This window comes from Planococcus sp. TJ-302, from assembly GCF_058268455.1.
The window spans coordinates 31640-47083 of sequence record NZ_JBZDOI010000004.1; the positions used below are offsets into that span (position 1 = coordinate 31640).

The following is a 15444-nucleotide window of genomic DNA, read 5'->3' on the forward strand; positions in this document are numbered from 1 at the left end:
GCTTTTTTATATGCGCCAAAAATCAAGATTTTCAAGAGCGTAAGTTGGCTGATGCTCTTTTTCGAGTACTTTATCCGTCGGCGTTACGCCGGTATTAACGTGGATGGTATCGATGCCATAATTGATGCCTGCCAGGATATCGGTATCGTAATTGTCCCCGATCATCACCATTTCGTGCTTTTCGAATCCATATTCATGGAGAATCGTTTCCAGCATATGGCGCTCGGGTTTGCCGATATACACCGGGTCAACATCAGTCGATGCTGAAACGAGTGTTGTAAAGGCCCCGTTGCCTGGCAAAAATCCTCTTTCAGAAGGAAAAGCCAAGTCTTTGTTCGTTGACAAGAAGACAGCGCCTTTGCGGACTTCCAAGCAGGCTTGCGCCAATTTCCCGTACGTGATTCCGGGATCAATCCCCATCAAGACGATGTCAGCCCCTTGTTCTACGCGCTCGATTCCTTCCTGGTCAAGCGCTTGCTCAAGCCCATCCGAGCCGATCATAAAAACCGTTTGGCCCGGGTACCAGCGTTTGATGTATTTAGCTGCGGCTATTGCCGATGATACGATTTGTGATTCCAGGGTGTCTATTCCGAAACGATGCAACTTTACGTTCAATTGTTTTTGGGTCATGGAGGCATTGTTCGTTACAAAAAACGGTTCAATTCCTTTACCCTGCAGCCGTTTGACGAATGAAGCCGCTGCCGGCACCGCGTCGGTTCCGCGGTAGACGGTTCCATCGAGGTCCAGGCAATATGCTTTATAACTTTTCATCGTTGGCCTCCGGAAGAAATGCAGACACAGGACCCAGTTCGTGCGTTAAATAATGTTCCACTTTAGGACCGAATTTTTTCAATGCCGGCAAATTGCTATCCAATACGGAATGGATTTTTTGATGGTCTGCTTTCATAAACTCGCGCACGAGCATTTTGCGTACTTCTACTACAGTCTTTAACGGCTGGTCCATATCAGCATCAATCACTTTTTCATCCGTCAAAATATCGATGATGTCCTCGTAGCTGCCAGGGTCGCGCATGATGAATCCGTCGATCATGGAATTCCCCACATCGATGATTGATTCGATGACATTATTAGCTAATCGCTCAAGGGCGAGCTGCTCAGTAAAAGATGGCCATTCTTTTTTCTCTTCGTATAAAGCAAGCAACGAATTCATATACCCCACTGTTTCCGTTATCTTATTGCGGTCGATAAAATACATATAAAACCCTCCATTAAAATAAGCTCTTTTCATGCTGCCGTCTCTTTCTATCATACCATAGGGATAGAAAAAACCTCCGGCGGATCAAGCTTCCGCTTCGGAGGTTTGGTGTATTTCTTCTTGTTCTTGGGCTGCCGTTTCTGCCGGAGCAGGTGCTTTTCCACCTTTTTTTATGACGAAATAGGCACAGCCGAAATTACAGTATTCGTATAAATAATCCTGCAATGTGCTGATTTTAGTATCGTAAGTCGCTTTGTGATTGGCGTCTTCAAAAAATCCTTTTAGGCGGAGCTGTCCATATCCCCAGTCGCCGAGAATGTAATCGTATTTCGATAATATTTCACTGTAGCGGCCATTCAATGCCTCTTCCTGGAATCCATCCCGGTAATCAATCAGGACTTCATATTCCCATTGGTCCAATACGAACATCTTTGTCACCACCTATCAACTATCTGCTGCTGCAGTCTGTATATCCCCTAGCCGTTGGCGTTCTTTGGCTGCGGCATTCACCTGCTCATCTGCATGGTAGCTGCTGCGCACAAGAGGACCTGCCTGGCAATGCGAGAATCCTTTATCCATTGCAAGTTGCCAAAGTTCCTTGAATTCCTTCGGCGAATAATATTTTTGTACCGGCAAATGCTTTTTCGAAGGCTGCAGGTACTGGCCAATTGTCATGATATCCACATCGTTCGCACGCAGATCATCCATCACTTCAAGGATTTCATCATGGGTTTCGCCCAGTCCGAGCATCAATGACGATTTCGTCGGGATTTCTGGACGGATTTCTTTGGCGCGCCGCAGTACTTCCAGTGAGCGGTCGTAGGTCGCCCGAGCTCTGACTCGCGGCGTCAAGCGGCGAACCGTTTCAATATTGTGATTCAGGATATCCGGCTCCGCTTCCATCAGCCGCTGCAGGTTCTCGTAAACGCCGCCCATATCCGATGGCAGCACTTCCACTGTTGTAAACGGGTTGGCACGTTTGATGGCCCGCACCGTTTCAGCAAACACTGCAGACCCTCCGTCTTTTAAATCATCCCTTGCTACAGCAGTAATGACCGTATGCTTCAAGTTCATCAGCTCGACGGATTTAGCAACGCGTTCAGGCTCCTGCAAATCGAGCTCGTTCGGTAGACCTGTTTTCACTGCGCAGAAACGGCAAGCGCGGGTGCAGATTGCTCCTAAAATCATGAAAGTGGCAGTGCGCCGCGTTCCCCAACATTCGTGTATATTCGGGCATCGGGCTTCTTCGCAAACAGTGTTCAAATTATTTTCACGCATCATTTTTTTCAGATCCGTGTAGTTTTCATTTGTGTTCAGCTTAATCTTTAACCAATCGGGCTTTCTAAGATGTTCCTGCTTTGTAGACACGTTCATCGTCCCCATTCATGTTGGTTTTGTAAACGCCAGCTTTTCTCTTCCAAATGTACCATAAAGACTACTTGCCCACAATATGCCTGACTTCCCCTTGCACTGTCGGACAACATAAAAACCCGGAAGCGCAACCGCTTCCGGGTCTTCGAATTATGCAGCTCTTTTGGCTTCCTTGCTTTTTTTGACAGCGTGCCCGATGCTTGCGCCCAGGCCGCCCCAAATGATGACCATACCAATGATCATTACAACAATAGCTTCAGTTGACATTGTGTAAGTCCCCCTTATTTGTGCTCGTCGAACTGAGCATGGTCTTTATGCCATTTTCCGACTGAGAAGAGAATTCCCAAAACGATTGCGGCAATTGCTACGCCAGCGCCGCCGAACATGATGAACGTATCGGTATAACCTTCGTAGTTCCCTGTGTCGTTATCGAACTCTTTAAGAAGGTTCGTTTTCAACAAACCAAACATCATATAGCCCAAAACAATTGGAGTTACTACGCCTAAGCAGATTTTCCACCAGCCGCCAAGATGAATATCCGAGATAGCGTTAGCATGGTCTCTCAGCATATCCGCTTTGCGGAATACCCAAACGATCAAGACCACTTCCACTAAGCCGATAGCTGCGACACCAAATTGGTTGATGAAATAATCAGCAGCATCCAGGAAGAACAGTCCGCCTTGCGTTGCGAACAAGATAGAAATCAATGCCGCAAGACCGCCGCCTATAGCGATGGCTTTATTGCGGCCCAAGCCGAATTTTTCAGAGAAGCCCGCAACGTAAGTTTCTGTGATTGAAATCAATGAAGTCAATCCTGCAAGCGTCAAGGATAAGAAGAACAATGCCCCGAACAGCCCATTAAAGCCAGGGAATTCATTAATAATTTGCGGGAAGACAACGAACGCCAATCCTACACCCGCTGCAGCCACATCTGCTACTGCAACGCCTTGCTGGTTTGCCATGAAGCCAAGTGCCGCAAAAACACCAATACCGGCAAGCAACTCAAAAGCCGAGTTGGCAAATCCAGTGATGAATGCATTGTTTGTGATATCCGATTTTTTCGGAAGGTAACTTGAATAAGTGATCATGATTGCAAACGCAACAGACAAACTGAAGAAAATATGCCCGTATGCCGCTACCCAAACCTGAGGATTCATGATGGCATCAAAATTCGGTTTGAAGAAAGCATCAAGACCCATCGCTGCTCCATCCAGCGTTAACGCACGGACAACAACGATCAAGAAGATGACAACCAATGTCGGAATGAAAATACGGTTCGCCATTTCAATTCCTTTTTTAACTCCTGCAAATAGAATTCCCAGTGTGATGGCCCATACAAGCACCAACGGAATGAATACACCCCATACTATTCCGCCAGTTTGCCCTGGTGTCACTGTCAATTGAAGGAAATCGTTAAACAGAAATGCTTCGGTGTCTGATCCCCAAGCCTGGTTGAATGAGAAAATCGTGTAACGCATAGACCAAGCGATGATAACTGCATAATAGGTGGATATGACAAATGAGACAAATACTGCCCACCAGCCCAGCCACTCCATTTTCTTGCCGCCCATTCTAAAGAATGATAACGGTGCGGATCCACGGTATTTATGCCCAATGGTGAATTCTAAAATTAGAATTGGTATCCCTGCGGTCAACAGAGCGAATAAGTACGGTATAAAGAATGCTCCTCCACCATTTTCATAGGCTACATATGGAAAACGCCAAATGTTCCCCAAACCTACCGCCGAGCCGACTGCCGCTAAAATAAAACCGGCGCGTGTGCCCCATTGCGAACGTTCCATTTTTCTTCCCCCTTTTTTGTCTTCTTCCATTTTTCTTACAGAAAAATAGGAAGTTTGTTTATTTTCAGATTATTGACTAATCTAAAATTAGTATAACTATGGGTTCCTCTAAAGTAAAGATAATTCCGGAAAAAATTTCTTAAAAACTATTACTGCAATAATAAAAAAGCAGAGATCCAAGATCTCTGCTTTTAAAACCACTAGCTATTTGCTTGTTTTTCTAAAATTGTAGTTCGTTTTGACCATACAAGGAATAATACTGCTAAAATGACTATGACTGTCAGTAGCGACCATAGAAGTGAACCTGTAAAACCTATTACGATGTAGCCGACCGCTGCTATAGCAGCTGCAGTCAATGCATAAGGCAATTGAGTCAACACATGGTCCATATGGTTGCTTCCTGCACCGGTAGACGACAGAATAGTTGTATCGGAAATTGGTGAACAATGGTCTCCGAACACTGCGCCTGCCAAAACCGCTGCAAGTGCTGGCAGCAATAATTCTGGTGCAGCTTGTGCCATGATATTTCCGGCAATTGGCAGCAAGATCCCGAAAGAGCCCCATGAAGTTCCTGTTGAGAAGGCCATGATTCCTGCAAGTACGAAAAGCAGCACAGGAAGGATTTCAATCGGCATATTGCTTTCAGTAACAAAATCAGCCAAATACAGTCCTGTCTCCAATGCACCAATCAAATAACTCAACGACCATGCAAAAATCAAAATCAGCACAGCTCCAAGCATAGAACGGATGCCTTCAAAGATGCCTTTTCCAACCCAAGACGCTTTTGCTGTTTTATTGTGTTTAAATTGGCGAACGTACAATAGGATGGAAGAAATCGCACCCAATAAACCGCCGGCCATCAAAGAAGCAGGAACATCCGTGTTTTCAAAAATTGCCCAGATATCCAAGATCTGCCCTGCATTCTGGTAACCGGTCCAAATCATTGCCCCGATCGTTCCTGCAACCAGCAAGATGATTGGCAAAAGCAGATCAGTCACACGGCCGTGACCATGGACCGGGAAGTCTTCTTTCATCTCCCCAGGAATTGTTTTCTTGGCATCGAATAGTTCGCCCGTTGTAATAGCGCGTGTTTCGTGTTTTTTCATAGCACCGAAATCGACATCGCGCACTGCGACGAAAAAGACGATTGCCAATGCTGCGACTACGTAGAAATTCATCGGAGCCATCCAGATGAACGCTTCAAGCGCAGACATCTGAACAAAAGTCTGTGCCGACAAGATGCTGGCGATGATTCCGATGATTGCCGCTCCCCAGCTGGAAACAGGCGAAATAACACAAACAGGTGCAGCCGTTGAATCGATGAAATAAGCAAGTTTAGCGCGTGAAATTTTGTAGCGGTCCGTAATCGGACGTGCTACTTGGCCAACTGCCAACGCATTGAAATAATCATCGATGAAAATGACCATTCCGAGCACGACTGTCAGCACTTTTGCGCCTCGGCGTGTTTTGATGCGTTCAGATGCCCAATCGGCAAATGCCATACTGCCGCCCGACAGGCTGACAAACGCGGTAATGATTCCGAGCAAAAACAAGAACAGCAGGATAAAGACGTTATAAGCGTTGAACCCCCCGTCCCAGAACGTGATGGCAAATGAATTGAAGATTTCCGTAGCGGCTTGTACCGGCGCGAAAGAAGTCAAAATGAACGCCGCAGCGACAATCCCTGCGCCAAGCGACAACAGTACACGTTTTGTCAGCAGGACCATGACGATTGCCACGATTGGCGGCAAAATCGAAAAAATAGTGTTTTCCATGTTAAATTCCTCCTTTTTTAATAGGATGGAAGAGAAAGTAAGAAAAAAAGGCTGATTGTTCCCAATGGATACAATCAGCCTTCTACAATTCGTCTGTGTGGTAAAACATCAAACAACCCTGTAGCTCTTCGTCTATGCAAAACACAGACGACAGTGACATTCTTGTTCAGAATGACCCCAGCCTCTTTTTCAGTGACAGCTGAAAAAGAAACTTCGGCAAAACCCCCTTTCGTATGCGAGCAACCATGTCATACCCCCGCACCCTACTGATAAGCCTTGCAGCCTCTACCCATCGATATTGAATTCATTAAAAGCATAGCGCACAATATTAATGAAATCAAATGAATTTCAACTCCGAATATTCACTCATTTCACCGGTTTAGTGCGGAAAAATTGGCTAAAGACATCGCGCAGAAATTCCGGCATGAAATACGTTTTCGGAGCACGCTTCAGCTCCGGGAAAAAATAGCCGAACGTGAACATATCTAGTGTGATCAAGTTGAACATTTCATCATGCCGCGCGCGGCGGCCGCCAATGTGCAGCTCATGCCCGACCAATGAAAAGTTGACGCGGACCATGTTGCCGAAAACCGCCCCTCTGAAACCCATCCCTTTCAATTCGATATTCGGCCAGTCAGCGTTCAACGATTGAAGAAAGATTTCTTTCAGTTCTGCACCACTCAACTCGATCATGCACAAATTGATCGGATGCGGCAACATCTTATGGAAATCGTAACGCGTTGTCTCGCCGAGCGGCATATCTTCCATGAACAACCCAGCATTGAACAACGCACAATCCGCACCGGAGTATTCCAGCATCGCTTGGCCGAAAAGTTCAGCAAGTTCTGAGTCTTTGAACCACTCTGCCTTTAAAGGCTTGTCGTTGTAAAAGACCGGTTCGTTAAGCTGCATTTTGCCCTCCTCAATGAGCATGTCATTGAACCCTTCATCATTGCTGCGCTGATCGGCCGTTTCAATCAGCTCTGCTTCCCGCTCCCCCGTAACTGGGTCGATTGTGATATGGCCTATAAACATGCCGAACTTCCCGGCAGCACCGAGCAGCGAATCATTGATCATTTTCCCTTCGTGGAAAATATGGTGGGTATGCGCGCCAAGGATGATATCCAAGTCGCTGCACATTTCTGCAAGCAGCTCATCTTCCCTGATACCAAGATGCGAAAGGCAGACGATAAAATCGACGGTCCCCTTCAGCTCTGCGGCGGCTTCAACAATGGATTGCTTAGCATCTGACACCGTCCAGCCAAGGCGCTTGTAAAAAGGCGTGAATTCCGCAGTCGCCCCGACCAACCCGATTTTCCGGCCCTCCGCAGTCGAGACGACTGCGGAGGGTTTTGCCCAAGACGGACGGCGGCCTTCAGCGGTGAAAAGATTTGATACCACCACATCAAAATCAGCTTGTATATATAACTCGTCCAATTCTTTTTTCGACAAAGTAATGCCTTCATTGTTCCCAATGGTCACTGCATCATAGCCAGCATCGTTTAGAAGATCCACATTGCCTTTCCCGGCAGTCCCTTCACTAAAAGGGTGCGAACGGTCAACATGGTCGCCGATATCCAAAATCAAGCATGTATCGCCCGCCTCCTCATGCCAGCGCTTGCGTTCATGCAAAAAGGCACGGATCTCCGGCCAATGTGAAAAATGGCTGTGGAGATCATTTGTATGATAAATATGAATAATTTCCCCCATGTTCTGCACCTCTTTAAATACTGAATAATCCCTCATAAATCGAACGCAAGCCAAGGATCAGCAACGCTAGCCGCAAAATGACGACAAGCGTCTCCGATTTTATCTTTTTGTTCAATGACGCACCAATCTTAGCTCCGATGTACGCCGTAGGCACAATCGCAAGTGTATAAATCCAAGGCACATTGCCTAGCGAAATATGCGTGATTGAATTGATAATGGAAGATAAGAACACCATCAACATTGACGTACCAACCGCGACATGCGGCGGGAACAAGAACAGTAGGATCATAGCGGGCACCATAATGGACCCTCCACCGATGCCAAATAGCCCCGATGCGAAACCGACGCCGAACGTCAGCAGCAAAGCGAACCATATTGGATAACCATAAACATATTCCTTGTTCATCGAATCCGTGAATGTGTTCTTTTTACCGTTTTCAACAAACCAGTAGACAACCTTCAATTTGTCCCTAACCAATAATAATAGGGATAAGAAGACTAGCAGAATGCCGAAATACAAATTGAATGATGGCAGGTCGAGCCCTTTATTGACAAAGGCCCCTACTACTGTACCCGGAGCGCTCCCTGCAAAGAAGATAAGCGCGCTCCGGTAGTCGACCGTCTTGACCTTTATATAAGACAATGTGGAAGACAAGCCGGTGAAAATCATCATGATGACAGATAAACCGACGATTTGCTGAGGGCTCAAATCGGGGAAGAAAGCGACAGTGGCTACTAGGAACAACATCGCCGGAACCAGAATAACCCCGCCTCCGAGTCCGATCAACGCTCCTACTATGCCCGATAACAACCCTACAATCGCCAGCAATACAAATTCCATTAAAATCCTCCTTCAAATAAATCCAGTTGCTTTGCGGACAAACCATTGAATTCCAAGCCGTTCATGCTTTGGAACTGTTTGGCATCCCCAGCCGCATGCCCGCCGGAATTATTATTGAATATGACATAAACGGTTTCGGAAGATTTCTGAAGGGTTTCAACCGCGCTGCTGATTTCACGCAATTCTTCTTCGTTGTAATCATACAAATAACGAACTTCGCGCCACTTTTGGCCTCCGCCTGGATTTGTCCAGCCGTGCACATTACGCCCGTGGATACGCAATAGTGCTTTGTCACCGCGCGTCGACGCTGCCACTAGCGGGACAGAACCATCCCCTGCCTGCGGTTCGTCGCATACCGTATGGATCAAGTTGTTTTCCTTCAAAAATTCCAGCGTTTTATCGCGGAATTCCGGCGCATACCAGGACTGGTGGCGGAATTCAATCGCCATGTCGAACTCTTGTAGATGGCCGGTGATTTCTCTTATTTGTTCCACATTATCCTTCTGACAATCAAACCAAGGTGGAAATTGCAGCAGCACCATCGCCAATTTCCCCGCTTCCTTCATGGGACGGATCGATAAGCGAAACGCTTCAAACATTTCTTCTCTACTGTCAAAAGGGTTTTCCCCGCGCAGATGGCCAGTCATGCCTTGGTAGGCTTTCACAACGAACTGAAAACCATCTGGCGTCTCATTTATCCACTTGGTGATGTTGCGCGCCGGCTGAACGGCATAGAATGAAGAATCCAGCTCGACAATCGGGAAATGGGCACTATAATCAATGAGTTTTTCAGTCTTTTTCGAATCCGGGCTGTAGACGTCCGGATGGTCGCCCCAACCTGTCAATCCTACGTTTATCATCGTCCCGCCTCCATTTTTCACTGTTATTTTATGATAGCATAGAAAAAAACGAACGTCTTTTATGAGGACGCTTCATAATCGTTTGTGTCGGCTTTCAGCCTTTTGCTGAATAAGGAGTGAATGGGTATCATTTAGCAATTTCTTCTATACAATGTAAACCGCACCCTGCTTCATTAAAATCCTCTATTGTTTTATTTCCCACCTATTGAATATGCTACACTTTTTTAAAAGCTAACTGGAGATGGTAAAAGATGAAAACAGATTGGAACCATAACAAGCTTACCGAAAAATTCGAAGCACACCGTGATGAAACCCTAGCCCTTCTGATGGCTGCCTATATGAGAAACCAGTTCACTTTCCTGGGCATAAGAACGCCTTTGCGGAAAGCTTTGCTAAAAGAACAGTTTGCGGAATGCCGACTCCCGGAACTAAACCGCTTGGTGGAAGAAGTCTGGACTCTATATAAGTTTCCGGAACGCGAGTACCAGTACGCTGCAATCGCTCTGCTCGATAAGATGAAAAGCCAATTATCAGTCCATGACCTGCCTTTTCTTCGCGAACTGGTGGAAAGCAAGCCCTGGTGGGACAGTGTCGATTCCATCGCGCCGCGTATTGTCGGGCACGTGATTCAACATGAACGAAATGCCGGTGCTGCCGCAATGTTTGAATGGTCAAGCGCGAGTAATATGTGGACCAACCGGGCAGCCATTCTTCATCAATTGAAATTCAAGCAAGCAACAGACACTGCGGTGCTCAGCCGCATCATTTTACAGCATGCCAATTCACCAGAGTTCTTTATCCAAAAGTCCATCGGCTGGGCGCTGCGGGAATACGCCAAAACCGATCTGGAATGGGTAAGAGATTTTGTTGCCGCTTCTACGCTGCAGCCGTTAAGCATTCGGGAAGCATTGAAAAATATCAAAAAGTAAAAGCTCAGCGCAGATGCGCCGGGCTTTTATTGTGGTGTTCAAACTCAATCTCTTTATCCCAATCATCGATTTAATTTAGAAGCTCCTGCTTTTATTTTAACGTATAAAAATAGCCTTAAGCATACAAGCAGTATGCTTAAGGCTATTCTCCCTTGTCCAAATAATATTTCATTTCAGCCTCTTAAAAAATTCCGCCGATCCCTTTGCTTTCAATTACAGATTTTGCAGATTCCATCAGTTCATTTTTTTCATTTTCATTGATTTGACCATCTTCATAAGCTTGCTTAGCTTGTATGATTACGTCTTTTGCTTGTCCCATGTCTGCGTTGCTAAGCTTTTCTTTCAATGCATCGAATGCTTGGCTCATGTGCAACAAACCTCCTTGTATTCTATTTTCTTGGTTTATATACCCCACGAGCAGACTGTAAAACTGCAAAGTTTTTCATTAGAAAACTCGAAAAAAATTTACATCAGTTGCATTCAGTAACAATAAAACTCCAAAAAAATAGCCCTTGGCATGAGCAAAGCCATACCAAGGGCCATTAATTAATCCATTAACCGATAGAGCCTTCCATTTCAAACTTGATCAAACGGTTCATTTCTACCGCATATTCCATCGGCAATTCTTTCGTGAACGGTTCGATAAAGCCCATTACGATCATTTCTGTCGCTTCTTGTTGAGAAACGCCGCGGCTCATCAAGTAGAACAATTGCTCTTCAGATACTTTCGAAACTTTCGCTTCGTGCTCTAAAGAAACATTGTCATTCAAGATTTCGTTGTATGGAATCGTATCAGATGTAGACTGATTGTCCATAATCAGCGTATCGCATTCGATGTTCGAACGCGCGCCGTCGGCTTTGCGGCCGAAGTGGACGATTCCGCGGTAGGAAACTTTCCCGCCTTGTTTCGAAATCGATTTTGAAACGATTGACGAAGATGTATTTGGAGCCAAGTGGATCATTTTCGCTCCAGCATCCTGGTGCTGCCCTTTGCCAGCGATAGCGATCGACAGGGTCATGCCGCGTGCGCCTTCGCCTTTCAAGTAAATAGCTGGATATTTCATCGTCAATTTAGAACCGATGTTGCCATCGATCCATTCCATTGTACCGTTCGCATCAACGAAAGCGCGTTTCGTTACAAGGTTGAAGACGTTGTTCGCCCAGTTCTGGATAGTCGTGTAACGGCAATATGCGTCTTTTTTCACGATGATTTCAACTACAGCCGAGTGCAATGAATTCGTCGTGTAAACCGGTGCTGTACAGCCTTCTACATAATGAACGCTTGCGCCTTCATCAACGATGATCAGTGTACGTTCGAATTGGCCCATGTTTTCCGAGTTAATGCGGAAATAAGCTTGAAGCGGAGATTCCACTTTAATGCCTTTAGGGACATAGATGAACGATCCGCCTGACCATACTGCCGTATTCAAAGCTGCGAATTTATTGTCAGCAGCTGGAATAACTGATTGCCAGTATTCCTTGAATAAGTCTTCGTTTTCACGAAGTGCAGAACCGGTATCTTTAAAGACGATTCCCATGTCTTCCAATTCGACTTTCATGTTGTGGTAAACAACTTCGGATTCATACTGAGCAGAAACACCTGCAAGGTATTTCTGCTCAGCTTCAGGAATGCCGAGTTTGTCGAATGTCGCTTTGATTTCTTCCGGCACTTCGTCCCAAGATGTCTGGCTCTGCTCAGATGGTTTTACGTAATACGTAATTTCATCGAAGTTCAATGAAGCCAGGTCGCCGCCCCATTGTGGCATTGGCATTGAGTAAAACAATTTTAGTGCTTTCAGGCGGGAATTGAGCATCCATTCCGGTTCTTCCTTGATTTTCGAGATTTCTCTGACGATGTCTTCCGTCAGACCGCGTTTGGATCTGAAGATCGAGACATCTTTGTCATGGAACCCATATTTATAATCGCCGATTTCTGGCATTTTCTTAGCCATCGCCGTTCCTCCGTTCTGTGTTACGATTTTTCTTCGCTTTGTACACCCTTTTCCATGGCTTTCCATGCAAGCGTCGCGCATTTGATGCGCGCCGGGAATTGCGAAACTCCTTGAAGAGCTTCGATATCACCCAAGTCGATTGAGTCATCATACTCTTTGCCAAGCATCATGTCCGAAAAGATGCGCGAAAGTTTTAACGCATCTTCCACTGCTTGGCCTTTGACCGCCTGCGTCATCATTGAAGCTGATGCCATGGAAATCGAGCAGCCTTCGCCGTCAAATTTTGCATCTTTGACAATGCCGTCTTCGACTTGTAGCGTCAGCAAGATTCGGTCTCCACAAGTCGGGTTGTTCATTTCTATATTAACACTGTTCTTGTCGAGCGTGCCTTTGTTGCGCGGTGTTTTATAATGGTCCATAATCACGCGTCGGTAAAGTTGATCTAAATTATTAGAAGACATCGTTGAAATACTCCTTTGCTGAACGCAGTCCTTCTACAAGACGGTCGATATCCGACTCGTCATTGTAAAGATAGAAGCTTGCGCGGGCTGTGGCTGAAACGTCCAGCCATTTCATAAGCGGCTGTGCGCAATGGTGGCCAGCGCGTACAGCGATTCCGCTCATATCCAAGACCGTTGCGACATCATGCGGATGGACATCATTCAAATTGAAAGTGACGATGCCTGCCCGTTTTGCTGGATCTGTTGGGCCGTAGATTTCGAGCCCTTCAATCCCGCTCATTTTGTCCATCGCGTAGGCAGCCATTTTATGCTCGTGCTTTTCGATTTCATTCAAGCCGATATCATTCAGAAAATCGATTGCTGCACCTAAGCCGACAGCGCCGGCAATAATCGGCGTCCCGCCTTCGAATTTCCACGGCAGCTCTTTCCAGGTAGAGTCATAAAGACCGACAAAATCAATCATTTCGCCGCCGAATTCAATTGGTTCCATATCGTTCAAAAGAGCTTTTTTACCATATAACACGCCGATGCCGGTCGGTCCGACCATCTTATGACCTGAAAACGCGAAGAAATCGCAGTCCAGCTCCTGAACATCAATTTTCAGGTGGGGAGCAGCTTGTGCTCCATCCACGACCATGACAGCGCCGACTTCATGGGCAATCTGCGCAACTTCTTTTACCGGATTCATCGTGCCAAGGACGTTGGAAACGTAAACCATGGACACGATTTTCGTCCGGGCCGTAATAGCTGCACGAACTTGTTCCAATGAAATGGTACCATCTTCTTCAAGTTCAATATATTTCAGGACAGCTCCGCGTTCTTTCGCCAATTGCTGCCACGGAATGATGTTCGAATGGTGCTCCATATAAGTGATGACAATTTCATCGCCTTCTTCGACATTTGCTCGGCCATAGCTTTGTGCAACCAAATTGATGGCTGTGGTAGTGCCGCGCAGGAAGATGATTTCTTCTGTCGATTGGGCATTGATGAATTTACGCACTTTTTCACGTGCGCCTTCGTATTTCTCAGTAGCGCGGTTGCCTAGTGTATGGACACCTCTATGGACGTTCGAGTTGTCGAATTCGTAGTAATTCTTCAGCGCCTCGATCACCTGCACCGGCTTTTGGGAAGTTGCCGCACTGTCCAGATAAACCAGTGGATGGCCGTTGATTTCTTGATTCAGGATCGGAAAATAGCTTTTAATCTCTTTAGGTATCATTAGCGGACTTTCCTTTCGATAACCTCCGTCAATTGCTTTTTAACGCCTTCGATTGGCAATACGCGTACTACCGGTGCCAGGAAGCCGTGAATAACAAGACGTTCAGCTTCTTGTTTTGAAATACCTCGGCTCATCAAGTAGAACAATTGAAGCGGATCCACGCGGCCGACTGAAGCGGCGTGCCCTGCTGTAACATCATCTTCATCGATCAGAAGCATCGGGTTGGCATCCCCGCGCGCTTTCGGGCTAAGCATCAGCACACGTGATTCTTGCTCTGCGTTGGCTTTGGTTGCGCCATGCTCGATTTTGCCGATGCCATTGAAAATGGCTGACGCCGAATCTTTCATGACGCCATGCTTCAAGATCTGTCCGTCTGAGTTTTTGCCCCAGTGGATGATTTTCGTTGTGAAATTCTGTTTCTGTGAACCGCGTCCGACCACCACCGTCTTCGTATCACCGACAGAATTGTCGCCGATCAAGAAAGTCGTGTTTTCTGAAATCGTGTCGCTGTCGTTCATCATGCCAAGCGCCCATTCGATGCGTGAGTCGCGCTTTGCAACACCGCGTCGGTTGACGTAGGTTGTGAAGCCTTCAGCCAATACATCCACTGCGCCATAAGTGACTTGTGCATTATCTTCTGCAATAACTTCAGAGACGATGTTTGCCAGGCCTTTTGCATGCGGCACTGTCGAAATATATGTTTCCACATATGTCACTTGGCTGCTCGTGTCCGCCACGACCAATGCGTGGTTGAACAATGACGCATTCTCATCGTCGTGGATGAAGATAACTTGTACAGGCTCTTCCACTACAACGTTTTTAGGAACGTAAAGGAAAACTCCGCCGTTCAAAAGAGCAGCGTGCAATGCAGTCAATTTATGCTCTTCAGCTTTAACCGCATCTTTCATGAAATATTTGCCCACTAAATCCGCATGGTCGCGGATTGCAGTGAAAATATCAGTCAAGATGACGCCTTTCGCTTTTAAGTCATCAGATAAAGCCGTAAATGCCGGCGTATTATTGTGTTGGATATAAAGATTTTTCTGTTTAAGATCAACCAATGATTTCACTTCTTCAGGAAGCTCTGTTAATGAAGAATACGTTGAGCTTTCTGTCGAATGTACCGGAAACTCCGTAAAGTTCCAGCTTGTGATTTTCGTTTTATCCGGTTTTGGCAAAGGCAACACTTCTGCAGCTGCCAAAGCCTGGACGCGCAGGTTCGTAAACTCTTCTGGTTCTGATTTAGAAGCCGAGAAGGAGCGCACGTCCTGCTCGGTCACTTTTAAGTTTGTTTCAACCGTCACGTTA

The 15444-nt window shown here is 46.2% G+C and carries 16 protein-coding genes and 1 riboswitch; of the genes, 1 reads left to right on the forward strand and 15 read right to left on the reverse strand.

Features of this window, described 5'->3' with window-relative positions; genetic code table 11:
• Nucleotides 1-6 precede the first annotated feature (6 nt).
• The 10 genes from AC4EHB_RS14805 to AC4EHB_RS14850 all read right to left on the reverse strand — a co-directional run bounded on the left by AC4EHB_RS14805 (nt 7) and on the right by AC4EHB_RS14850 (nt 9575).
• Nucleotides 7-771 carry a TIGR01457 family HAD-type hydrolase gene (locus AC4EHB_RS14805; RefSeq protein WP_490976532.1) on the reverse strand — a complete coding sequence of 255 codons (765 nt, stop codon included), beginning with the start codon at nt 769-771 and terminating at the stop codon, nt 7-9.
• Complete coding sequence (locus AC4EHB_RS14810; RefSeq protein ID WP_490976531.1) at nt 758-1216, reverse strand: DUF86 domain-containing protein; 459 nt, start codon at nt 1214-1216, stop codon at nt 758-760. The genes AC4EHB_RS14805 and AC4EHB_RS14810 overlap by 14 nt, the downstream gene beginning before the upstream one ends.
• A gap of 84 nt (nt 1217-1300) precedes the next feature.
• On the reverse strand, nt 1301-1645 hold the full coding sequence (locus AC4EHB_RS14815; protein WP_490976530.1) for a YutD family protein: 345 nt from the start codon (nt 1643-1645) through the stop codon (nt 1301-1303).
• Nucleotides 1646-1660: 15 nt separating this feature from the next.
• On the reverse strand, nt 1661-2584 hold the full coding sequence (lipA, locus tag AC4EHB_RS14820; RefSeq protein ID WP_490976529.1) for a lipoyl synthase: 924 nt from the start codon (nt 2582-2584) through the stop codon (nt 1661-1663).
• 153 nt (nt 2585-2737) lie between these two features.
• A complete protein-coding gene (locus AC4EHB_RS14825; RefSeq protein ID WP_135501419.1) occupies nt 2738-2854 on the reverse strand; it encodes a methionine/alanine import family NSS transporter small subunit in 117 nt (38 codons plus the stop codon).
• A gap of 14 nt (nt 2855-2868) precedes the next feature.
• Nucleotides 2869-4389 carry a sodium-dependent transporter gene (locus tag AC4EHB_RS14830; RefSeq protein ID WP_490976528.1) on the reverse strand — a complete coding sequence of 507 codons (1521 nt, stop codon included), beginning with the start codon at nt 4387-4389 and terminating at the stop codon, nt 2869-2871.
• 200 nt (nt 4390-4589) lie between these two features.
• Nucleotides 4590-6164, reverse strand: a complete 1575-nt coding sequence (locus AC4EHB_RS14835) for a Na+/H+ antiporter NhaC family protein (RefSeq protein ID WP_490976527.1) — start codon at nt 6162-6164, stop codon at nt 4590-4592.
• A gap of 113 nt (nt 6165-6277) precedes the next feature.
• A riboswitch (Lysine riboswitch) is annotated at nt 6278-6460 on the reverse strand.
• A gap of 70 nt (nt 6461-6530) precedes the next feature.
• Nucleotides 6531-7874, reverse strand: a complete 1344-nt coding sequence (locus AC4EHB_RS14840; RefSeq protein WP_490981934.1) for a bifunctional metallophosphatase/5'-nucleotidase — start codon at nt 7872-7874, stop codon at nt 6531-6533.
• Nucleotides 7875-7887: 13 nt separating this feature from the next.
• Nucleotides 7888-8715 (reverse strand): sulfite exporter TauE/SafE family protein, encoded by an 828-nt coding sequence (locus AC4EHB_RS14845; RefSeq protein WP_490976525.1) that lies wholly within the window; start codon nt 8713-8715, stop codon nt 7888-7890.
• Nucleotides 8715-9575, reverse strand: coding sequence for a DUF72 domain-containing protein (locus AC4EHB_RS14850; protein ID WP_490976524.1), 861 nt, complete (start codon nt 9573-9575; stop codon nt 8715-8717). Before AC4EHB_RS14850 ends, AC4EHB_RS14845 begins: the two co-directional genes overlap by 1 nt.
• Before the next feature lie 251 nt (nt 9576-9826).
• Here AC4EHB_RS14850 and AC4EHB_RS14855 point away from each other — a divergent pair, with 251 nt between their 5' ends.
• Nucleotides 9827-10504 (forward strand): DNA alkylation repair protein, encoded by a 678-nt coding sequence (locus tag AC4EHB_RS14855; RefSeq protein ID WP_490981935.1) that lies wholly within the window; start codon nt 9827-9829, stop codon nt 10502-10504.
• A gap of 181 nt (nt 10505-10685) precedes the next feature.
• Here the strand turns inward: AC4EHB_RS14855 and AC4EHB_RS14860 are convergent, their stop codons facing one another.
• From AC4EHB_RS14860 to sufD, 5 genes are all read right to left on the reverse strand, one after another.
• Entirely contained in the window at nt 10686-10871 is a 186-nt protein-coding gene (locus AC4EHB_RS14860) for a hypothetical protein (protein ID WP_490981936.1), read from the reverse strand.
• 187 nt (nt 10872-11058) lie between these two features.
• Complete coding sequence (sufB, locus tag AC4EHB_RS14865; RefSeq protein WP_490976521.1) at nt 11059-12456, reverse strand: Fe-S cluster assembly protein SufB; 1398 nt, start codon at nt 12454-12456, stop codon at nt 11059-11061.
• 20 nt (nt 12457-12476) lie between these two features.
• Nucleotides 12477-12917 (reverse strand): Fe-S cluster assembly sulfur transfer protein SufU, encoded by a 441-nt coding sequence (sufU, locus tag AC4EHB_RS14870; RefSeq protein ID WP_490976520.1) that lies wholly within the window; start codon nt 12915-12917, stop codon nt 12477-12479.
• Nucleotides 12907-14136, reverse strand: coding sequence for a cysteine desulfurase (locus tag AC4EHB_RS14875; protein ID WP_490976519.1), 1230 nt, complete (start codon nt 14134-14136; stop codon nt 12907-12909). Before AC4EHB_RS14875 ends, sufU begins: the two co-directional genes overlap by 11 nt.
• A complete protein-coding gene (gene sufD / locus AC4EHB_RS14880) occupies nt 14136-15440 on the reverse strand; it encodes a Fe-S cluster assembly protein SufD (RefSeq protein WP_490976518.1) in 1305 nt (434 codons plus the stop codon). The genes AC4EHB_RS14875 and sufD overlap by 1 nt, the downstream gene beginning before the upstream one ends.
• Nucleotides 15441-15444 lie beyond the last annotated feature (4 nt).